Genomic DNA, 20383 nt, shown 5'->3' with positions numbered 1-20383 from the left:
ACGAAAGGCCGTCACATGTCCGTGCCCCCTTGCTCCCTGCGCCCGCTGCACCTCGCCTTCGCGCTCGACGGGCCGCCCCGCAGGGCCCGCCGCGGCCCCGAGACCTACGACCCGGAGCATTACGTCCGCCTGGCCCGGCTCGCCGAGCGCGGCACCCTCGACTTCGTCACCCTCGGCGACTCCTTCGCCCGCCCGGGCCCGGACGCGCTCGCCGTGCTGGCCCGGGTCGCGCCGCGCACCGGGCGCATCGGCCTGGTGCCGGCCGTCACCACCACCCACACCGAGCCGTTCCACGTGTCGACCGCCGTCAGCACCCTGGACTGGGTCAGCCGCGGCCGGGCGGGCTGGACCGTGGAGGTGTCCAGGACCCCCGCCGAGGCCCGGCTCTTCGGCCGCCGGGATGCGGCGTCCGCCGACGCGCTGTGGCGGGAGGCCGGCGAGGTCGCCGACGTGGCCGCCCGGCTGTGGGACAGCTGGGAGGACGACGCGGAGATCCGCGACACCGCCACCGGCCGGTTCGTGGACCGCGCCAAACTGCACCACGTCGACTTCCGCGGGACGTCCTTCTCCGTACGCGGGCCGTCCATCACGCCCCGGCCGCCGCAGGGCCGCCCGGTGATCGCCGTCGACGCGACCGCCCGGCCCGCGCGGGAGGTGGCCGCGGCGCACGCGGACATCGCGTTCGTACGGGTGGAGGACCCCGCCACGGCGGCCGCCGCCCGCGCGGGCCTGCGCGAACGCGCCCGGGCCCTGGGCCGCGACCCGGACCGGCTGCTGGTGCTCGCCTCGCTGCCGGTCGAGCTGTACTCCTCCGGCGACGCCGTCGGGCTCGCCGACCTGCTCGGCGACTGGCACGCGGACGGCGCGGGCGACGGCTTCCACCTGCGGCCCGCCGACCCCGGACGCGACCTCGCGCTGCTCGTCGACGGCACCGTGCCGGTGCTCCAGCACCGCTGCCTGCTCCGCCGCTTCTACCCGGGCACGACGCTGCGCGAGCACCTCGGCCTGCCGCGCCCGGCCAATCGTTACGCCCCGGCCCGGAAGGTCTCCTCGTGACCATGACCAGCACACCGTTCCGTACGGCGCCCACGCCCGCGGCGCCCGCCCCCTCGTCCGCCGCGCCGGGCCTGCGGCGCATGCATCTGGCGGCGCACTTCCCCGGCGTCAACAACACCACCGTCTGGGCCGACCGGAGGGCCGGTTCGCAGATCGACTTCGCCTCCTTCGAACACCTCGCCCGCACCGCCGAGCGCGGCCGCTTCGACTTCTTCTTCCTGGCCGAGGGGCTGCGGCTGCGCGAGCACAAGGGCCGCATCCACGACCTCGACGTCCTGGGCCGCCCGGAGTCGATCACCGTCCTGAACGCGCTGGCGGCCGTCACCGACCGGCTGGGCCTGGCCGCCACCGTCAACACCACCTTCAACGAGCCCTATGAGCTGGCGCGGCGGCTGGCGACCCTGGACCACCTCAGCGCGGGCCGCGCCGCCTGGAACGTGGTCACCACCTCCGACGCGTTCACCGGCGAGAACTTCCGCCGCGGCGGCTACCTCGACCGCGCCGACCGCTACGTACGCGCCGCCGAGTTCGTCGCCACCGCCCGCGAACTGTGGGACTCCTGGCCGGCAGGGAACGTGCCGCGGCCGGTCGCCCACCAGGGCCGGCACTTCAGCGTCCGGGGCGCCTTCACCCTGCCGCGCAGCCCGCAGGGCCACCCCGTCATCATCCAGGCGGGCGACTCCGCCGAGGGCCGTGACTTCGCCGCCGCCACCGCCGACGTGATCTTCACTCGGCACAGTGGGGCGGCGGCCGGGCGGGAGTTCTACGCCGACGTCAAGGGCCGGCTGGCCGCCCACGGCCGCACCCCCGACTCCCTGAAGATCATGCCCGGGGTCACCCTCGTCCTCGGCGACACGGCCGCCGACGCCCAGGAGCGGGCCGCCACCATCCGCCGGCAGCAGATCTCGCCGCAGAACGCGCTGCTGGCCCTGGAACAGGTCTGGGGCGTGGACCTGTCCGCGTACGACCCGGACGGGCCGCTGCCGGACTTCGACCCGGTACCCGACTCCGGCCTCGCCCAGGGCCGCGTCCGGATCGCCGACCCGAAGGCGGTCGCCGACCGCTGGCGGGCGCTGTCCGAGGCCAAGGGCCTGTCGATCCGGGAGACCGTGATCGAGACGACCGGGCGGCAGTCCTTCGTCGGCACACCCGCCGCCGTCGCCGAGGAGATGACCGCCTTCGTGGCCGCCCGCGCCGCCGACGGCTTCATCCTCGTACCGCATCTGACCCCCGGCGGCCTGGACGACTTCGTGGACCGGGTGGTGCCGCTGCTCCAGGAGCGCGGCGTCCTGCGGACGGAATACGAGGGCACGACACTGCGCTCTCACTTGGGGCTGCCGGATCCGGTACGTCCCGAAGGGAAGGACTGACCGCATGAGCACCACGAGCAGCACCCGCACCGAGGCCGGGCAGCACTGGCGGGCCTGGCACGAGCAGCGCGTCGCCGAGACCGCCCTGCCGTACGGCCCGCTCGCGCTGACCGCCACGCACTGGCTCGGCGTCTTCCCCGACGGCCGCCTCGACGGCGTACCGGGCCACTGGAGCGCGGACGGCGACGCGGTGGTCCTGCGCGCGGCCGCCGCCGACGGGCTGACCGTCGACGGGGCCCCGCTGGACGGCAGCGTACGGCTCGGCGTGGACGGCGCCCCCGCGACGGCCCGGGTGGCACACGACGGCCGGCGGCTGCCGGTGCTGCGCCGCGAGGGGGAGTGGGCCGTACGGGTCTTCGACCCCGACTCCGAGGCGCGCCGCACCTTCGGCGGGATCGACGTCTTCCCCTACGACGAGCGCTGGGTGCGGCCCGGCCTCTTCCGGCCCTACGGCGCGGGGCGCACCGTCCAGGTGCCCAACGCCGACGGGCGGGAACGGGGCCTCGGCCTCGCCGGTGAACTCGCCTTCACCCTCGACGGCGACGAGCACACCCTCCAGGTCGCCGTCGAGGCCGACGGCACCCTGTGGGCCGTCCTCGCCGATGCCACCAGCGGCACGGACAGCTACCGCTTCCGCTTCCTGCGGACCCCGGCCCCCGCGGACGACGGCACCGTGCCGGTGGACCTCAACCGCACCCTGCTGCCGCCCTGCGCCTTCGCCGACCACTTCATCTGCCCCTTCCCGCCGCCCGGCAACACGCTGCCCTTCGCGCTGCGCGCGGGCGAGCGGAACCGCCTCGCGCGCTGAGCCGTCACAACTCTGACCGAGGGGGTCAACCACCGCCCCGGCAACGCTTCTTGGTGTTGCCGGGGCGTGTGTGCGTACGGGCGCCGAGCGGGCGTCCGAAAGCCACCCTTGCGCGGGCGGGCCGGGCCCTCGAAACTCCCGAGCAGCGCTGTCCGGGGTACGCGCCGAAGGGACGTGCGGAGTCCCGCGTGCCCGCCGGGCGGTGCCACACGGACCTGCCCACCGGCAGGTCTTCCGATCCCCTCGGAGGTAGCAGTGAGGTTCGAGCGCACTACCCCCCGGAGCGGCATCGCGAGACGCGGCCGGCTGATCGCCGTCGCGTCCGGGCTGGCCGCGATCGGCGCCATGGCCCTGCCGACCGCCCACGCGGGCGAACCCGCCCCGCCCACCACGTTCAGCGCGTCCCAGCTCGCCGCCGTGAGCGACTCCGTACGGTCCGCGGACGTCGCGGGCACCGCCTGGGCCGTCGACCCGAAGACCGGCAAGGTGGTCGTCCAGGCCGACAGCCGGGTCACCCAGGCCCAGCTCGACAAGATCAAGCAGGCCGCGGGCGCCAACGCCGGCGCCCTGAAGGTGGAACGCATCCCCGGCGTGCTGCGCAAGCTGATCTCCGGCGGCGACGCCATCTACGCGACCAGCTGGCGCTGCTCCCTCGGCTTCAACGTCAAGAAGGGCAGCACCTACTACCTGCTGACGGCGGGCCACTGCACCGAAGGCAATCCGCCCTGGTACACCAACTCCGCGCGCACCACGAGCATCGGCCCGACCGCCGGGTCCAGCTTCCCGGGCAACGACTACGGGCTGGTCCGCTACAGCAACACCAGCGTCCCGCACGAGGGGACGGTCGGCGGCCAGGACATCACCCAGGCCGGCAACGCCACCGTCGGCCAGACGGTCACCCGCCGCGGCTCCACCACCGGCACCCACAGCGGCAAGGTCACCGGCCTGAACGCCACCGTCAACTACGGCAACGGCGACGTCGTGTACGGCATGATCAAGACCACCGTGTGCGCCGAACCCGGCGACAGCGGCGGCCCGCTCTACGCCGGCAGCACGGCACTCGGCCTGACCTCCGGCGGCAGCGGCAACTGCCGCACCGGCGGCACCACGTACTTCCAGCCGGTCACCGAAGCGATCAGCGCGTACGGGGTCAGCATCTACTGACGCCCCGGGCCGTCCGGTCCCCGAGCACCGCGCCCGGGCGGCCGCCACGTACCGCACCACTCCACGCAGCCGGCAGCACCCGAGCCCCCGTCCGCACCGGCGGACGGGGGCTCGTCGCCATGTCACGGCGCAAGGCCGACGCGGACCCTCGACCGTTGCCGGGACCGGTCATACCGTGGTGAGGACGCACGAACTCCGACATGGACGCATACGGCAGGGGGCCGTGATGGTCGAGGAACTGGTGACGGCCGGAGTCGCGCTGGCCTCGGCGGGCGCGGTGTACGTGATGGTGGCGGCGCGGGTGGTCAAGCAGTACGAACGGGGCGTCGTCCTGCGCCTGGGCAGGCTGACGTCGGCCCCGCGCAAACCGGGATTCACCATGATCATCCCGGGTGTCGACCGGATGCGTAAGGTCAACATGCAGATCGTCACGATGCCGGTGCCCGCGCAGGAGGGCATCACCCACGACAACGTGACGGTCCGGGTGGACGCGGTGGTCTACTTCAAGGTCGTGGACGCCGCCGACGCGGTGATCGAGGTCGAGGACTACCGCTTCGCGGTCTCCCAGGTCGCCCAGACCTCGCTGCGCTCCATCATCGGCAAGAGCGACCTCGACGACCTGCTCTCCAACCGGGAGAAGCTCAACCAGGGGCTGGAAGTGATGATCGACAGCCCGGCGCTGGGCTGGGGCGTGCAGATCGACCGGGTGGAGATCAAGGACGTGTCGCTGCCGGAGACCATGAAGCGGTCGATGGCGCGGCAGGCGGAGGCCACCCGCGACCGGCGGGCCCGGGTGATCAACGCCGACGCCGAACTCCAGGCGTCGAAGAAGCTGGCCGAGGCGGCCCAGGCGATGTCCGACCAGCCCGCCGCGCTGCAACTGCGGCTCCTGCAGACGGTGGTGGCGGTCGCCGCCGAGAAGAACTCGACGCTCGTGCTGCCGTTCCCGGTGGAGCTGCTGCGCTTCCTGGAACGCTCCGGCCTCCAGGCGCAGGCGCAGACGGAGGCGTACGAGCGGCGGGGACCCGGGGCTGTGCCGGAGGCCCGGCCGGAAGCTGCGCCGGGAGCCGGGGACCCGCAGGACGCCGCCCCGGAGGTGGTGGGGACCGCGCCGGGGCCCGCGAGCGCGTCGGAATCCCCTCCGGTGACCGGAACCGTGCCGGGTACCGAAGCGGCGGCCGTGCTGGAGGAGTTGCCGGAGGCGGAGCAGCTTCCCTGACGGGGGAGCGGCGGCTTCCGCAGGTGGAAAGGCTGTCCTGGTGTGCGAAGGAAGTCCCCCGCTGGGCTGAATCTTCCGTACGATGTCCCGGCGCCGGTGGGTGAAGTCCGGCCTGGATCGTCGGTTTTCGGACAGGTGTAGACCGCGCCTGAGGCCCGTTCCCGTCCACTCCAAAGTGTGCGTTTGGTGTCCGCACAGGGAAACGACGTGCGCGGATATCGGAACGCGAGACGAACGGCCGGTCGTACGCTTCCCGTTCTCCAGACCGGATCTCGGTCTTGTGCGCGAGCACCGTTAATCGGAATACTCGAAACCGCGCATTGGCATGGACGCGACTTCCTGCGGCAGGCTGCGCAGGCATCTCCCGTTCCGTGTCTGTTCCTCAACACCCTCCGGGCACGCGGCCCCCCACACACCGCGGCCCATCCCCCCACGGGAGGCTTTGAGTTGAAGCACCGACGGAATACTCAGCGGCGCGCCGTCCTGGCCGGCGCGGGCGCGCTGGCCCTCGCGACCACCGCGACGCTCACCCTGGCCAACGCCAACGCGGCGGACGGACCGGCCGCGAAGCAGCTGACGCCCGCCGCGGCCACCGCGCTCGCGTCCCAGCTCAGCGGCCACGCGGCCGGTTCGTACTACGACGCGGCGACCAAGAGGCTGGTCGTCAACGTCGTCGACCGGGCGGCGGCCGACGCCGTACGGGCCAAGGGCGCCGAGGCCAGAATGGTCCGGCACAGCCTCGCCCAGCTCGACGCGGCCCGCCGGACGCTCAAGCAGCAGGCCACCATCCCCGGTACGGCCTGGGCGATGGACCCGCGGTCCAACAAGGTCGTCGTCACCGCCGACCGCACGGTCTCGGGCGCCGGACTCGACAAACTGAACAAGGTCGTCAAGAGCCTCGGCAGCAAGGCCACGCTCCAGCGCAGCAAGGGCAAGTTCACCCCGTTCATCGCCGGCGGCGACGCGATCTGGGGGAGCAGCTCGCGATGCTCGCTCGGCTTCAACGTCAAAAAGGGCGGCCAGCCGTACTTCCTGACGGCCGGGCACTGCGGCAACGCCGTCAAGTCGTGGTCGGACAAGCAGGGCGGCCAGGAGATCGCCGCCACCGAGGACTCCAAGTTCCCGGGCAGCGACTACGCCATCGCCAAGTACACCGCCGACATCGCCCACCCGAGCGAGGTGAACACCTACAGCGGCAGTCCGCAGAAGATCACCAAGGCCGCCGAGGCGACCGTCGGCCAGAAGGTCACGCGCAGCGGCAGCACCACCCAGGTGCACGACGGCACGGTCAAGGCGCTCAACGCGAGCGTCAACTACCAGGAGGGCACGGTCGAAGGGCTGATCCAGACCAACGTCTGCGCCGAGCCCGGCGACAGTGGCGGCGCCCTGTACGACGGCGATTCGGCGCTGGGCCTGACCTCGGGCGGCAGCGGCAACTGCTCCTCGGGCGGCGAGACCTACTTCCAGCCGGTCCCGGCGGCCCTGAAGGCGGTCGGCGCGGAGATCGGCTGACATTGGCCGGTGCCGGTGTCGAAGTCCTGAGCACGGTCATTCCGTAGCGGAACGGCCCCCGGACGCAATTGCTGCCGGGGGCCGTTTGCCGTTTTCCGGCCGACCGGCCGACGGCAAGGGAATAGGAAAGGAGTCTGGATAATTGTCCCGGACCGGCGAGTGCGGCCGGACGGGGTGCGGAAGGCCGGCGCGGGGCCCGTGCCGGTGCCTCCGTTTCCGGGGAATCGTTTTCGCAGCGCCGCGCGGGCCGTTGAAACGTTGACGGGAATGTCATGTGACCCGCCCATTCGAAGGAGTGTGAGGCACCTCTCAGGCGTGCCGTATTCCCTGGGAAGTGACTGGCAAATGTCCGGTATGGGGCTATTTCGGCGGTGCGGCTCGCGACGACTTCAGGAAGTCGGGAGCCCCTTGCCGAAATGCACTTCCGCCTTTTTCCGTTCGACGGACGGAACGGATTTGCCAAGCCCGGTGCGGCTGGCTCTAATGATGCATCAGCCCCGTGGCCGAAAAGAATCCGGCGAGCAGCCGGTGAGCCGCACGCCGTGCCGTTCCGGCGGGCGGCGCGAGGGCTTCCGCGCTGCCGTCCCGTGGAGGGGGCGGGGCGGCAGCGCGGTCGCGGCCCGCGCGCGGAGTCCATCCCGTGGACCGCGGACACCCCGACGAAAGTAGGGGGCGGCGAAAGCCTTTCGGGCACTGTGCGGGCTGTGCGGGATTCCTGGCGTCGTAGGCGACCGGTTTCCTGCACGGAGAACAGGACCCGCCATGCTCCCGACCGCCGCGCCCTCCCCGACCACCGCTCCCGCTCCTGCCCCCGCCCCGCCCCGTGCGGCGGTCCGCGCAGTGTGCCGTGTCCGGTGGACGGCGGGCCGGAGACACTGATCGTCGCCGATCACATCTCCTGGCCGGACGCCCTGGCGCTGCCGGCCGTCGAGCCGGTGACGGCACCGGCCAAGCGGGAGATCGGCCGGTGGCCCCTGCTGGGCCCGCTCGCCAGGAAGGCGGGCACCCGGTTCATCGACCGTGAGGGCATACGCGAACTGCCGCGCGTGGTGGCGGGCCTGGCGCAGATCCTGCGTGGCGGGCACTCCGTGCCGGTCTTCCCGCAGGGCACGACCTGGTGCTCGGCGGCGGCCGGGCGGTCCCGGCGGGCGACCTTCCAGGCCGCGCTCGACGCGGGTGCGCCCGTACGGCCGGTGACGGTCTCCTGCGTCCAGCACGGCGTCCCGAGCACGGTGGCGGCGTACCTCGGCGACGAGGGTTTCGACAGTTCGCTGCACCGCGTGGCGGGGGGGGCGGCGGCCTCACCGTACGGGTGGCCGTCCACCCGCCGCTGAAGCCCGCGGGGGACCGGCGGACGCTGGCCGAGCGGGCGCAGCGTGCAGTGTGCGCGGGGGAGTCGCCTGCCCATGGGCGATGTACTGGGGCAGGCGGTGGAGCTGCTGCGGGGGCAGGTGGACTCGCGGTGGCTGTGTGTGGGGGGGCGTCTTCGTGGTCGCGGGGTGGAGGGGGCCCGCCGGGCGCGGGCCTCGCGTCCGTCCTCGGTGCGCTGACGGCCCGCCGGGATGCCGCACGGGTACGGCGGCGGCACCCCGGCAACGGCGGCGGCAGCCCGGGAACGACAGCGGCGCCCCGGCCCCGGGAACGGCAGCGGCCCCGGGCATCCCTGCGGATGCCCGGGGGCCGGCCGGTGGTGCGGCCGCGAGGTGCCGGCGGCCGCACCGTTCAGCGGGTCACCGCCTGGTCAGAACTCAAAGACCAGGCCCTTGCCGCCTTCCATGGCGCAGGGGTTGGCGAAGGTGTGCTCGTAGGCGACGCGGCGTCCCTGCCAGACACCGTCGGCCGTGACCGTGACGGGGTTCCACTCCCTGGTGCACACGCGGTCCGACGCGGCCTTGGTGATCGCGTCGAAGTTCCCGTTCGCGGTGCGCAGCTGGGCGCAGGCGGCACGCGCCATCGGGTGCGTACCGGTTCCGGACGAGCTACAGCTCAGCGACACCGCGCGCTGGATGGAGGCCGTAGCGGCGTTGTCCCCGTACCCCACGGTGAGGACCAACTCCGAGGGTGCGTACAGGCTCTTCGGCGTCGCGGGCTGCGCCTGGGCCGTGGTGGCCAGACCGCCGAGCACGAGCGCCGCGCCGAGCGCGATCCCCCCAGTGATGTACCGCATTTTCGAACTCTCCTTCGGTTGTCGTCTCGTATGCCGGACACGAGGAGTCTGGCCGAGGCGCATCAGGAAAGCACATCGATCGGTGACTTCCAGTCGTTGGTTGAAAACGCTGCGTGGTGGCGTGAAGTTGTGCGACGGGCGTTTCGGTACGTGTTGTGTGCTATGCCGCGCGGTCAGCGGGAACATCCGGGGCGAGAGGTTCCGGCCGTGTCGGGTGTGCGGCGAAAAGCGGCCAACTCCCGTTGCGTGCGGGGGTGAAGGGGCCTGGTGGGGGTTGGCCGCTAATGGCCGAAGTGTGGCGGCCGGAGGTGTTCCGTGAGGGAGTGCGGCCAGGGTGAGGGGGCGGCGGGCCGCCGTCCGGGGGAGCGTCCGCGCGGGCGTGCGTACGGCTGTCCGTACGGACGTGCCGGGGAAGCGCGCATACGGCCTGACCGGCTCATCTACAGTTCTCGGGAAGGTCCGTCACCTGGTGACACGAGAAGGAATTGACACATATGCCGACCGAGACGTTCGAGTTCCAGGTAGAAGCACGCCAGCTCCTGCAGATGATGATCCACTCGATCTACTCGAACAAGGACGTTTTTCTGCGTGAGCTGATCTCCAACGCCTCCGACGCGCTGGACAAGCTGCGCCTCGAAGCGCTGCGCGACGAGTCGCTCGACGCCGATGTCTCCGACCTCCACATCGCCATCGAGACCGATGGCGAGGCGCGGACGCTGACCGTCCGCGACAACGGCATCGGCATGTCGCACGACGAGGTGGTCCAGCTCATCGGGACGATCGCCAACTCCGGCACCGCGAAGTTCCTCCAGGAGCTGAAGCAGGCCAAGGACGCGGCCACCGCGGAGGGGCTGATCGGCCAGTTCGGCGTCGGCTTCTACGCCGCGTTCATGGTGGCCGACGAGGTCACGCTGGTCACCCGCCGCGCGGGACAGAGCGAGGGCACCCGCTGGTCGTCGACCGGCGAGGGCACGTACACCGTCGAGCCGGTCGAGGACGCGCCGCAGGGCACCGCGGTCACCCTGCGGCTCAAGCCGGTGGACCAGGAGGACCAGCTCTTCGACTACACCTCCCGCTGGAAGATCAGGGAGATCGTCAAGCGGTACTCCGACTTCATCACCTGGCCGGTCCGGATGGCCCCCGAGGCCCCGGCCGACAAGAAGGAGGGTGACGCCGAGGACGGCACGACCCCCGAGCCCGAGACGCTGAACTCGATGAAGGCGCTGTGGGCGCGCTCCCGGGACGAGGTGAGCGACGAGGAGTACCACGAGCTGTACAAGCACATCAGCCACGACTGGTCCGACCCGCTCGAAACGCTCCGGATGCAGGCGGAAGGCACGTTCGAGTACCAGGCGCTCCTGTTCCTGCCCTCCCGCGCGCCGCAGGACCTGTTCGCGCGCGAGCACCGGCGCGGCGTGCAGCTCTACGTCAAGCGCGTCTTCATCATGGACCACTGCGAGGCGCTGCTGCCCGAGTACCTGCGCTTCGTCAAGGGTGTCGTCGACGCCCAGGACCTCTCGCTCAACGTCTCCCGCGAGATCCTCCAGCAGGACCGGCAGATCCAGCTCATGCACCGCCGGCTGGTGAAGAAGATGCTGTCCACGGTCAAGGAGATGATGACGCAGCGCCCGGAGAACTACGCCACGTTCTGGCGGGAGTTCGGCCGGGTCGTCAAGGAGGGCCTGCTCAGCGACCACGAGAACCGCGACGCGATCCTGCGCATCGCCTCCTTCGCGACGACCCACGACGCGGAGCAGCCGGCCACCCTCCAGCAGTACGTCGAGCGCATGAAGGAGGGCCAGGAGCACATCTACTTCATGACCGGCGAGTCCCGTACCGCCATCGAGAACTCGCCGCACATGGAGGCCTTCCGGGACAAGGGCTACGAGGTGCTGCTGCTGACCGACCCGGTCGACGAGGTGTGGGTCGAGACCGTCCCCGAGTTCGACGGCAAGGAGCTGAGGTCGATCGCCAAGGGCGAGGCGGATCTCGCGAAGGAGGAGTCCGAGGAGGACAAGGCCGAGCGCGAGAAGCGGCAGGAGGACTTCGCGGGGCTGCTGTCCTGGATGACCGAGCGGCTCGGCGAGGAGGTCAAGGAGGTACGGCTGTCCTCCCGGCTGACCGTCTCCCCGGCCTGCGTCGTCTCGGACACCGACGACGTGACCCCGGCGCTGCGCAACATGTACCGCGCCATGGGCCAGGAACTGCCCGAGGCCAAGCGCATCCTGGAGCTCAACCCCGGCCACCCGCTGGTCGAGGGGTTGCGCAAGGCGCACGCCGAGCGCCCCGACGACGCGGACCTCGCCGGGACGGCCGAGCTGCTGCACGGCATGGCGCTGCTCGCCGAGGGCGGGGAGCTGAGTGACCCGGCGCGCTTCACCAAGCTGGTGGCGGAGCGTCTGGAGCGGGCGCTGTAGGTACTCCGAGGGGTGGGCGGCGAGCCCGCCCCCGTACGACTGCCGCCGGGTCCTTCGCGGGCCCGGCGGCGTCATGTCCGGCGCGGGCCCGGCGGGGGTGCCAGGTCCGGTGTCCGGTCAGGCGGGTGGTGTCACGTCCGGTGCCGGCCGGGCGGGCGGTGTCACGTCCGGGCCGGTCGGCGGGGCGGGCGCTGCCATACCTGGGCTGTCGCGCCCGGCGCCCCCGGGCCGTCACGCCCGGCGCCGCTCCAGCCCGGTCAGTCCGGCCGTCAGCGCGCGCATCCCCCGTACCACCAGCTCGGCCGGATCGTCCGCCCGCCCTTCCGGCGCGTCGTCCGCCGCCCAGGTCTCCACCGCGACCCGCATCGCGGTGTTCGCGGCCGCCGCCGCGAGCCGTACCTCCGGTGGGCCGCCGGCCGTCAGCCCGGCGAGGACCGGAATCAGCGCTTCCTCGGAGTCGTGGTGCACCCGGTGCCAGACCGAACGCAGCGCCGGGTCGTCCCGCATCACCCGCAGCAGGCCGCGCGTCCAGCGCAGCGCCTCAGCGGCCCGCTCGTCGGACGGCGTCAGAGCCTGCCGCGCCGCCCGTTCCAGCACCTCCCGTACGGGCGGGCCGTCCGCCTCCGCGGCCAGCCGGCGCAGGTCCGCGAGCCACTGCCGTACGCCGACGGCGAGCAGGGGCGCGACCGCGTCCTCCTTGGTGCGGAAGTAGCGGTAGAAGGTGCGCAGGGCGACGCCGGCGGCGCGGGCGATGTCGTCGGCGGTGACGGCGGAGCCGCGTTCGGCGAACAGGGCCGCCGCGGCGCGGGCGATCTCCAGCTGGGTCTCCGCCTTGCGCCGCTCGGTGAGGGAGGGGGCGGCGGACGGCGGGGGTGCGGGGACCGGTGCGGTGGGGCGCGGTGCGGTGGGCATGGGGCGAGCTTACGTCGCCCGTACGACAGGGTGGCACAGTAGGCCCGGCAGGCGCGCCGCGCTGAAGTGGCACGATGCGCCACTCAGGCGTACGGTGCCGGTGTCGTCCGCGGCGGACGCGGACACCGAGGGCGGGAGAGAGCCACATGGAGCGCTTCGACGGACGCCGTGTCCTGATCACCGGGGCCGGGTCGGGCATCGGCCGGGCCACCGTCCACCGCGTACTGGCCGAAGGCGGCCGGGTGGTGGCCGCCGACATCAGCGAAGCGGGGCTGAAGGCCACCGCGGAGCGGGCCGCCGCGGACGGCCACGGCGACCGGCTGACCACCGCGGTCCTGGACATCGCGGACGAGGCCGCGGCGCGCGCGGGCGTCGCCGCCGCCGTCGAGGAGCTGGGCGGGCTGGACGTCCTGGTCAACGCGGCGGGCATCCTGCGCGCCTCGCACACCCACGAGACCAGCCTGGACGCCTTCAACCGGATCATCGCGGTCAACCTGACCGGCACCTTCCTGATGATCCGAGAGGCGCTGCCCGCGCTGCTGCGGGGTCAGGCGCCGGTGGTGGTCAACTTCAGCTCGACGTCCGCCGCGTTCGCGCACCCTTACATGGCGGCGTACGCGGCCAGCAAGGGCGGCATCCAGTCCATGACGCACGCCATCGCGAGCGAGTACGCCAAGCAGGGGCTGCGCGCGGTGTGTGTGGCGCCGGGGTCGGTGCGGTCCGGCATGACCGACGACCCGGGCCTGCCCGCGGACGCCGACATGAGCCTGTTCGGGAAGCTGATGCCGGCCATCGGCGAGGGCTTCGCGCCCCCGGAGACGGTCGCGGGCGTCATCGCGATGCTCGCCTCCGAGGACGGCGCGTTCGTCACCGGTACGGAGATCCGTATCGACGGCGGTACGCACATGTGAGACGCGCGGTGACCGGCGCCGCAGAGGATGCGGCGCCGGTCACCGCCGTGGCCGTACCGTCCTCACTGCCGCACCTCGCTGCGGTTGATCGCCGTACGGCCCTTGGTGAGGGCGGAGAAGACCAGCGTCAGGACGGTGCCCGCGACGGCCCACGCGGACAGCACCAGCAGCGGGCCGGTCACCGCGTTGCCGTGGAAGTACGCGATGGAGCGGGCCACCCAGGTGCCCGCGCCCGGCGGCAGCGCGGGGCCGATCGCGCGCCAGAAGTCCGGCAGCAGGGGGTAGGGGTAGGCGCCGCCCGCGCTGGGGTTGCCGGCGATGACCACCACGAGGATGGTCAGGCCGATGCCGATGATCCCGGCGATCGCCTGGAAGGCGAAGGTGGTGGCGCCCACCGCGAACACGATCAGCGCGCCCAGGCCCCACAGCCCGTACAGGCTGCCGGGCATGGCCCCGAGGATGGGGCCGATGACGACGGCACCGGCCAGGCCGGTGAGGACCGAGTAGACGGCGAGCGCGCCCAGCCGGATGACCGCCCGCTTGAGGTTGACGGGGCGGGCACCGAAGCTGATCGCGAGGATCGCGGCGCACAGGTAGCCGCCCACGCACCAGCCGACCACCAGGTAGAACGAGGACAGGCCGCGGGTGTCGTCCTTGTCGGCGGGCGCGATGTCCTGGACCTGTACGGTGCGCTTCTGCGCCTTCTCGGCCTGGGTGACGACCTGTTCGACGGCCTGGGAGAGCGAGGCTCCGGAACCACTGGCCACCAGCAGCTTGTCGGTGCTGCCGCGCGGGTCGACGATCAGCGCGCCGTCGATGTCCCGCTCCTTGAGCTGCCGGGCCGCGTCCGCCTCGGAGGAGGCCGCGCGCGGGTCGAGGGGGTTGCCGGGCAGCTTGTCGAGCCGTTCGACGAGCTGGCCGCTCATCTGCTGGGGCGCGACGACCGCGAGCGGGACGTCCTTCGGCTTGGGGGAGTGGAAGGCGCCCGCGTACGACGCGATGAACAGGGCCGTCAGGGCCAGTACGCCGATCATCAGCAGGGCGGCCCGCCCCGAGATCGCGTCCTTCACCTCCCCGAGGAAGCTCCTGTCCCGGGTGTCCTGGTCCCGGATTCCGCGGGTGCCGTCGTCCGCCGTGGCCATGTGCCACTCCCTCGCCCTGTCGTGCCGAGTAGATCTTTCGTTCTCGGACCTTTTGCCCCATATCTTCCGGCCCATTACGGATCTTTGCAGGGCGGGCGGGCTGATCGGGGTGGCGAAGCGCCCGGGGTGGAGCGGGAGCGGGCGCTGTTCGAATTTCGTACGGTTGTTCGAGAGAAGGGTTATGCTGGAACCGCGACGGGGGACGCAGCAACGGTCAGGGGGTGTACGAGCGGCAGGAGGCGCGGGTGCCACGGTTCACGCATCTGCACACCGCCTCGGGTTTCTCCCTGCGGTACGGCGCCGCCCACCCGGAGCGGCTCGCCGAGCGCGCCGCCGAGCGCGGCATGGACGCCCTCGCGCTGACCGACCGGGACGGCCTCGCCGGGGCCGTCCGCTTCGCCAAGGCCGCGGCCTCGGCCGGCGTCCGCCCGCTGTTCGGCACCGAACTGGCGGTGGCCGCGCCCGAGGACGGCCGTACGGCGCCGGGCGCCGCCCCGGGGACGGCCCGGCGGCGCGACCCGGTGCGCGGCGGCGCCTTCATCGACGAGTCGGCGGCCCGCGCCGTCTTCCTCGCCCGGGACGGCGCGGCCGGCTGGGCCATGCTCTGCCGTCTGGTCTCGGCCGCGCACGCGACCACCCTGCCGGGCGACTCCACCCGGCCCGTACTGCCCTGGGCCGCCCTCACCGAAGCGGCGCGCGCCGGGGCGCCGGACGCGGTCACCGTCCTGCTCGGCCCGGACTCCGAGCCCGGCCGCGCGCTGGCCGCCGGGCGCCCCGACCGGGCCGCCCGGCTCCTCACCCCCTGGCGCGAACTGTTCGGTGACGCGCTGCGCCTGGAGGTCGTCGACCACGGCCGCACCGGAACCGGACCCGGCTCGCTGCGGCTCGCCGCCCGTACCCTCGGCTTCGCCGTCGAACACGGTGTCCGGGCCGTACTGACCAACGCCGTCCGCTACACCTACCCCGGCCAGGGCCCGGTCGCCGACGTCCTGGACTCCGCCCGCCGCCTGGTGCCCGTGGACCGGCACCGCCCGGAGGCCCGGGACAGCGGCGAACGGTGGCTCAAGGATGCGAACGCGATGGCCCGTACCGCCGAGCGGGTCACCGAGGCGGCCGGCCTCGGGCGCGGCACCGCGCGGCGGCTGCTGGAGATGACCGAGGAGACGGCCGCGCGGTGCCGGGTCGACCCCGAGGACGACATCGGGCTGGGTACCGTCCACTTCCCCGAACCCCGCCTGGTCGGCGCCGCGCGCCGCACCGCCGGACGGGTGCTGCGCTCCCGCTGCGCCGCCGGGATGGTGCTGCGCGGCTACGACCGGCGCCGTGAGTACTGGGAGCGGATGGACCACGAACTGGACATCATCGAACACCACGGCTTCGCCTCGTATTTCCTGACCGTCGCCCGGGTCGTCGAGGACACCCGGGACCTGGGCATCCGGGTCACCGCGCGCGGCTCCGGCGCGGGCTCGCTCGTCAACCACCTGCTGGGCATCGCGCACGCCGACCCGGTCGGACAGCGGCTGCTGATGGAGCGCTTCCTGTCCAAGCGCCGCGCGGTGCTGCCCGACATCGACATCGACGTGGAGTCCGCGCGCCGCCTGGAGGTCTACCGCGCGATCTTCGACCGGTTCGGTACCGAGCGGGTCGCCACCGTCGCCATGCCCGAGACCTACCGGGTCCGGCACGCCGTACGGGACGTGGGCGCGGCACTGGGCATGGACCCGGCCGAGGTGGACCGGCTGGCCAAGGCCTTCCCGCACATCCGGGCCCGCGACGCCCGCGCGGCCCTCGCCGAACTGCCGGAGCTGCGCGGTGTGGACGCGGAGAAGTACGGGCCGATGTGGGACCTGGTCGAGGCGCTGGACGCGCTGCCGCGCGGTATCGCCATGCACCCGTGCGGGGTGCTGCTCTCGGACGCCTCCCTGCTGGAGCGCACCCCCGTCGTACCGACCCGCAGCGAGATCCCGCACCGCGACGGCGGGGGCGGCTCCCCGCTGCCGATGTCGCAGTTCGACAAGGAGGACGTGGAGGAGATGGGGCTGCTCAAGCTGGACGTGCTGGGCGTACGGATGCAGTCCGCGATGGCGCACGCGACCGCCGAGATCGGGCGGGCCACCGGCCGCGCCGTCGACCTCGACGATCCGGCGCAGGTGCCGCCCGGCGACCCCGCCACGTACGGCCTGATCCGATCCACCGAGACGCTCGGCTGCTTCCAGATCGAGTCGCCCGGCCAGCGTGACCTGGTCGGCCGGCTCCAGCCCGCCACCTTCCACGACCTGGTGGTCGACATCTCGCTGTTCCGCCCCGGGCCGGTCTCGGCCGACATGGTGCGGCCCTTCATCGAGGCCCGGCACGGCCGCCGGCCCGCCCGCTACCCGCACCCGGACCTGGAGGGACCGCTGAGCGAGACCTACGGCGTGGTCGTCTTCCACGAGCAGATCATCGAAATCCTGCGGATCATGACCGGCTGCGACCGGGGCGAGGCGGACGAGAAGCGGCGCGCGCTGTCGAAGCCGGAGATACAGGGGCAGGTGCGGGCCTGGTTCACGGAGCGGGCCGGCCGCCGGGGGTACGCGCCCGAGGTGGTCGAACGCACCTGGGAGATCGTCGAGGCGTTCGGCTCGTACGGCTTCTGCAAGGCACACGCGGTCGCCTTCGCGGTGCCGACGTATCAGTCCGCCTGGCTCAAGGCCCACCACCCGGCGGCTTTCTACGCGGGGCTGCTCACCCACGACCCGGGTATGTACCCGAAGCGGCTGCTGCTGGCGGACGCGCGGCGGCGCGGGGTGCCGGTGCTGCCGCTGGACGTGAACCGGTCGGCGGTCACTCATCGAATCGAACTGGTGTCTGATGTTGGAGGTGTGGAGGACGGGGGCGCCCCCGCGGTCTGGGGGCTGCGGCTCGCCCTGGCCGACGTGCACGGCATGAGCGAGGCCGAGGCCCGGCGCATCGAGGACGGACAGCCCTACTCCTCGCTCCCCGACCTGTGGCAGCGGGCACGCCCCAGCCGCCCGGTGGCCGAACGCCTCGCCCGGGTGGGCGCGCTGGACGCCTTCGGCGCCAACCGGCGCGACCTGCTGCTGCACCTGGCCGAACTGCACGGTCAGCAGCGGGGCGTGGCCGCGGGGCAGCTGCCGCTGGACGCCGGGGACGGCGACGGCGCGCCAGCCGAGGCGGTCGAACCGGCCGGGCTGCCCGACCTGACCGACGTCGAAAAGCTCAGCGCCGAGCTGGGCGTCCTCGGCATGGACACCACCCGGCACCTGATGAGCGACCACCGGGAGTTCCTCGCGGAGCTGGGGGCGCTGCCGGCCAAACGGCTGCGGGAGGTGAAGGACGGGGAGACGGTGCTGGTCGCCGGGGCCAAGGCGGCCACCCAGACGCCGCCGATCCGCTCCGGCCGCCGGGTCATCTTCACCACCCTCGACGACAGTACGGGCCTGGTCGACTGCGCCTTCTTCGACGATTCCCACGAGACGTGTGCGCACACCGTCTTCCACTCCTGGCTGCTGCTCGTACGCGGTACGGTCCAGCGGCGCGGACCGCGCAGCTTCAGCGTGGTCGGCGCCGCCGCCTGGAACCTGGCCGAGCTGGCCGAACTGCGCCGGGAGGGCGGCCTGGAGGCGGTCACCGCGCGCCTCGCGGAAGGGGGCCGGACGGCGGCGGAACCGGCCGGTCCGGTGGGGGGCGGACCGGCGGACGGTGGGGCGCCGCGCCGGGTGCACACCGAACCGGGCCGCGCAGGCTCGGCCGCGGCCGAGGCGACCTGGGCGGCGGACCATGCTCCGGCCGCGTCCGCCGCGTCCGCCGCGTCCGCCGCGTCCGGAGCGGACCCGGCGGCCGCGCCGGCCGGCCGCACCATCCGGCTGGAGACCGGCTACGAGCTGCACCCCTGGGCCGATCTCCGCCCGGCGGGCGAAGGCGCCGGCACCGGACGCAAGCTGTGGCACGCCAGCCCGGGGAGCGCGGGATGACCGGCCGGAGCGGGACGACGGCCGGGGCCCCTGCCGAGATGCTGTACGTACGGTTCCGGGCCGCCGGGGACGGCGGTGCGGACGGGGACCGGGACGCGTCGCCCGACGAGGAGACGTACGGTCATCTCCTGCGCCTGCTCGGCCAGTTCACACCGGTGATCGAGGCGCTGCCGCCGGACGCCGCGCTGGCCGACGTACGGGGGGCGCTGCGCTACTTCGAACGGGACGCCGCGGGCATCGCCGAGCTGATCCGGCTGCGGGCGCTGGCCTGGTACGGCGTGCGGTGCACGATCGGTATCGCCGGCAACCCGCTGCTCGCGCGGATGGCGGCGCAGGGCGCGGCGCCCGGCGAGGTGCGCCGGGTCCCCGGCGACGCCGTCGCGGACTTCCTCGACCGCAAACCGGCCGCCGCGCTGCACGGCGTCGGGCCGGCGACCGCGCGCGCCCTGTGCGCGTACGGGCTGGACAGCGTCGGGCGGATCGCCGCCGCGCCGCCCGCGACCCTCCAGCGCATCCTCGGCGCGAAGGCGGGCCGGGCGGTGTACGACAAGGCCCGCGGGATCGACCCGAGCCCGGTCACCCCGAACGCCGCCGCACGCTCGGCCGGCGCCGAACACCGCTTCGCGCACGACGAGCTGGACCCGGACCGGCGGCGGCGCGCGCTGCTCTCGCTCGCCGACGATCTCGGTGCCCGGCTGCGCGGCAGCGGCCGGGCGGCCCGCGCGCTCACCCTCACCGTGCGCTACGCCGACCGCTCCACGACGACGCGCACCCGCCGGCTGCCCGAACCGACCGCGCACGGGCCCGCGCTGACGGACGCGGCGTACGCGCTGCACGCGGCGCTCGGGCTGCAACGGGCCCGCGTACGGTCCGTGGCGCTGCGGGCCGAGGACCTGTGCCGCGCCGAACTCGCCTCCCGGCAGCTGACGTTCGACCCGTCCGAGGACAAGGCGCGCCGCATCGAGGCCGCCGTGGACCGGGCACGGGAGCGCTTCGGCGAGGCGGCGGCCCGGCCCGCGGCGAAGCTCGCTCAGCCGTACAGCCGCTCCGCGTACCGCGGGCCGTAGTGCTCCTCCAGCTGCTCCAGCGGGATGTCGGGGACCTCGACACCCTTGGCTATGCGGGCCCGTGAGGGCAGCGCGTCGGGCTGCCAGCTCTCCGGCTGCCACAGCCGGGAGCGCAGGAAGGCCTTGGAGCAGTGGTAGAAGACCTCGTCGATCTCCACGAGCAGCACCAGCCGCGGGCGGTTGCCCCTGACGACCATGGCGTCGAAGAACGGGGCGTCGCGCAGTATGCGGGCGCGGCCGTTGATGCGCAGGGTGTCACCGCGGCCCGGGAGGACGTAGCCCAGCCCGACCTGCGGGTTGGCGAGGATGTTGCGGAAGCCGTCCACGCGCTTGTTGCCGGGGCGGTCGGGTATCGCGATGGTCGTGTCGTCCAGCACCGTGGTGAATCCGGCGGGATCGCCCTTGGGCGAGACGTCGCACCGGCCTTCGGCGTCGGACGTGGCGACGTAGCAGAACGGCGAGCGCGCCAGCCACTGCCGGTCCAGGTCGTGCAGCCGGTCGCGCACCTTGTACAGCGCGTGGTCGCTCGGCTCGCCGACCAGCTCCCGCAGCTCGCGCTCGGACGCGACCTCCGTGAACTGCCGGGTCTCCGCGCCCCCTGCCTGCTCTTCCGTCGTCACGGTGTGCCCCCTCGTCGGCAAGGTCAACTCTCTCGAGACTGTAC

At 73.2% G+C, this 20383-nt stretch carries 15 protein-coding genes; 11 read left to right on the top strand and 4 right to left on the bottom strand.

Annotated features, from left to right (window positions below):
- The first annotated feature begins 15 nt into the window (after positions 1 to 15).
- The 7 genes from ACZ4Z1_RS03085 to ACZ4Z1_RS03055 all read left to right on the top strand — a co-directional run bounded on the left by ACZ4Z1_RS03085 (position 16) and on the right by ACZ4Z1_RS03055 (position 8463).
- Complete coding sequence (locus ACZ4Z1_RS03085) at positions 16 to 1056, top strand: LLM class flavin-dependent oxidoreductase (protein WP_468484802.1); 1041 nt, start codon at positions 16 to 18, stop codon at positions 1054 to 1056.
- 80 nt (positions 1057 to 1136) lie between these two features.
- Positions 1137 to 2426 (top strand): NtaA/DmoA family FMN-dependent monooxygenase, encoded by a 1290-nt coding sequence (locus tag ACZ4Z1_RS03080; protein ID WP_468484865.1) that lies wholly within the window; start codon positions 1137 to 1139, stop codon positions 2424 to 2426.
- Between the two features lie 4 nt (positions 2427 to 2430).
- A complete protein-coding gene (locus ACZ4Z1_RS03075; RefSeq protein ID WP_468484801.1) occupies positions 2431 to 3234 on the top strand; it encodes a DUF1684 domain-containing protein in 804 nt (267 codons plus the stop codon).
- A 255-nt stretch (positions 3235 to 3489) separates the two neighbouring features.
- Positions 3490 to 4398 (top strand): S1 family peptidase, encoded by a 909-nt coding sequence (locus ACZ4Z1_RS03070; protein ID WP_468484800.1) that lies wholly within the window; start codon positions 3490 to 3492, stop codon positions 4396 to 4398.
- Between the two features lie 226 nt (positions 4399 to 4624).
- Complete coding sequence (locus tag ACZ4Z1_RS03065; protein ID WP_468484799.1) at positions 4625 to 5617, top strand: slipin family protein; 993 nt, start codon at positions 4625 to 4627, stop codon at positions 5615 to 5617.
- Positions 5618 to 6064: 447 nt separating this feature from the next.
- Complete coding sequence (locus ACZ4Z1_RS03060; protein WP_468484798.1) at positions 6065 to 7129, top strand: S1 family peptidase; 1065 nt, start codon at positions 6065 to 6067, stop codon at positions 7127 to 7129.
- Positions 7130 to 7983: 854 nt separating this feature from the next.
- Complete coding sequence (locus ACZ4Z1_RS03055) at positions 7984 to 8463, top strand: lysophospholipid acyltransferase family protein (protein WP_468484797.1); 480 nt, start codon at positions 7984 to 7986, stop codon at positions 8461 to 8463.
- Between the two features lie 407 nt (positions 8464 to 8870).
- Here the strand turns inward: ACZ4Z1_RS03055 and ACZ4Z1_RS03050 are convergent, their stop codons facing one another.
- Positions 8871 to 9296, bottom strand: a complete 426-nt coding sequence (locus ACZ4Z1_RS03050; RefSeq protein WP_468484796.1) for a subtilase-type protease inhibitor — start codon at positions 9294 to 9296, stop codon at positions 8871 to 8873.
- Between the two features lie 494 nt (positions 9297 to 9790).
- On the opposite strand from ACZ4Z1_RS03050, the gene htpG reads away from it, so the two are divergent.
- Positions 9791 to 11713: a molecular chaperone HtpG gene (gene htpG, locus ACZ4Z1_RS03045; protein WP_468484795.1), complete on the top strand. Its 1923-nt coding sequence runs from the start codon at positions 9791 to 9793 to the stop codon at positions 11711 to 11713.
- Positions 11714 to 11944: 231 nt separating this feature from the next.
- On the opposite strand, the gene ACZ4Z1_RS03040 is transcribed toward htpG, so the two are convergent.
- On the bottom strand, positions 11945 to 12625 hold the full coding sequence (locus ACZ4Z1_RS03040) for a TetR family transcriptional regulator (protein WP_468484794.1): 681 nt from the start codon (positions 12623 to 12625) through the stop codon (positions 11945 to 11947).
- Between the two features lie 146 nt (positions 12626 to 12771).
- On the opposite strand from ACZ4Z1_RS03040, the gene ACZ4Z1_RS03035 reads away from it, so the two are divergent.
- Positions 12772 to 13536, top strand: a complete 765-nt coding sequence (locus ACZ4Z1_RS03035; RefSeq protein ID WP_468484793.1) for an SDR family NAD(P)-dependent oxidoreductase — start codon at positions 12772 to 12774, stop codon at positions 13534 to 13536.
- A gap of 62 nt (positions 13537 to 13598) precedes the next feature.
- On the opposite strand, the gene ACZ4Z1_RS03030 is transcribed toward ACZ4Z1_RS03035, so the two are convergent.
- A complete protein-coding gene (locus ACZ4Z1_RS03030; protein ID WP_468484792.1) occupies positions 13599 to 14678 on the bottom strand; it encodes an ABC transporter permease in 1080 nt (359 codons plus the stop codon).
- 245 nt (positions 14679 to 14923) lie between these two features.
- Here ACZ4Z1_RS03030 and ACZ4Z1_RS03025 point away from each other — a divergent pair, with 245 nt between their 5' ends.
- A complete protein-coding gene (locus tag ACZ4Z1_RS03025; RefSeq protein WP_468484864.1) occupies positions 14924 to 18652 on the top strand; it encodes a DNA polymerase III subunit alpha in 3729 nt (1242 codons plus the stop codon).
- Positions 18649 to 19719, top strand: a complete 1071-nt coding sequence (locus ACZ4Z1_RS03020; RefSeq protein WP_468484791.1) for a DNA polymerase Y family protein — start codon at positions 18649 to 18651, stop codon at positions 19717 to 19719. The genes ACZ4Z1_RS03025 and ACZ4Z1_RS03020 overlap by 4 nt, the downstream gene beginning before the upstream one ends.
- Here the strand turns inward: ACZ4Z1_RS03020 and ACZ4Z1_RS03015 are convergent.
- Positions 19683 to 20339 carry a pyridoxamine 5'-phosphate oxidase family protein gene (locus tag ACZ4Z1_RS03015; RefSeq protein ID WP_468484790.1) on the bottom strand — a complete coding sequence of 219 codons (657 nt, stop codon included), beginning with the start codon at positions 20337 to 20339 and terminating at the stop codon, positions 19683 to 19685. The two genes, ACZ4Z1_RS03020 and ACZ4Z1_RS03015, sit on opposite strands and share 37 nt — an antisense overlap.
- Between the last annotated feature and the right edge of the window lie 44 nt (positions 20340 to 20383).

The sequence above is a fragment of the Streptomyces sp. NPDC030165 genome, assembly GCF_055573595.1.
Note: the sequence above shows the minus strand (reverse complement) of the source record. Positions and strands in the feature narration are given on the sequence as shown.

What these genes read in the sequence shown, in the direction of transcription:
- ACZ4Z1_RS03085 (WP_468484802.1), top strand. Translation starts at nt 16, where the DNA reads ATGTCCGTGCCCCCTTGCTCCCTGCGCCCGCTGCACCTCGCCTTCGCG.
- ACZ4Z1_RS03080 (WP_468484865.1), top strand. Translation starts at nt 1,137, where the DNA reads ATGCATCTGGCGGCGCACTTCCCCGGCGTCAACAACACCACCGTCTGG.
- ACZ4Z1_RS03075 (WP_468484801.1), top strand. Translation starts at nt 2,431, where the DNA reads ATGAGCACCACGAGCAGCACCCGCACCGAGGCCGGGCAGCACTGGCGG.
- ACZ4Z1_RS03065 (WP_468484799.1), top strand. Translation starts at nt 4,625, where the DNA reads ATGGTCGAGGAACTGGTGACGGCCGGAGTCGCGCTGGCCTCGGCGGGC.
- ACZ4Z1_RS03050 (WP_468484796.1), bottom strand. Translation starts at nt 9,296, where the DNA reads ATGCGGTACATCACTGGGGGGATCGCGCTCGGCGCGGCGCTCGTGCTC.
- htpG (WP_468484795.1), top strand. Translation starts at nt 9,791, where the DNA reads ATGCCGACCGAGACGTTCGAGTTCCAGGTAGAAGCACGCCAGCTCCTG.
- ACZ4Z1_RS03040 (WP_468484794.1), bottom strand. Translation starts at nt 12,625, where the DNA reads ATGCCCACCGCACCGCGCCCCACCGCACCGGTCCCCGCACCCCCGCCG.
- ACZ4Z1_RS03035 (WP_468484793.1), top strand. Translation starts at nt 12,772, where the DNA reads ATGGAGCGCTTCGACGGACGCCGTGTCCTGATCACCGGGGCCGGGTCG.
- ACZ4Z1_RS03030 (WP_468484792.1), bottom strand. Translation starts at nt 14,678, where the DNA reads ATGGCCACGGCGGACGACGGCACCCGCGGAATCCGGGACCAGGACACC.
- ACZ4Z1_RS03020 (WP_468484791.1), top strand. Translation starts at nt 18,649, where the DNA reads ATGACCGGCCGGAGCGGGACGACGGCCGGGGCCCCTGCCGAGATGCTG.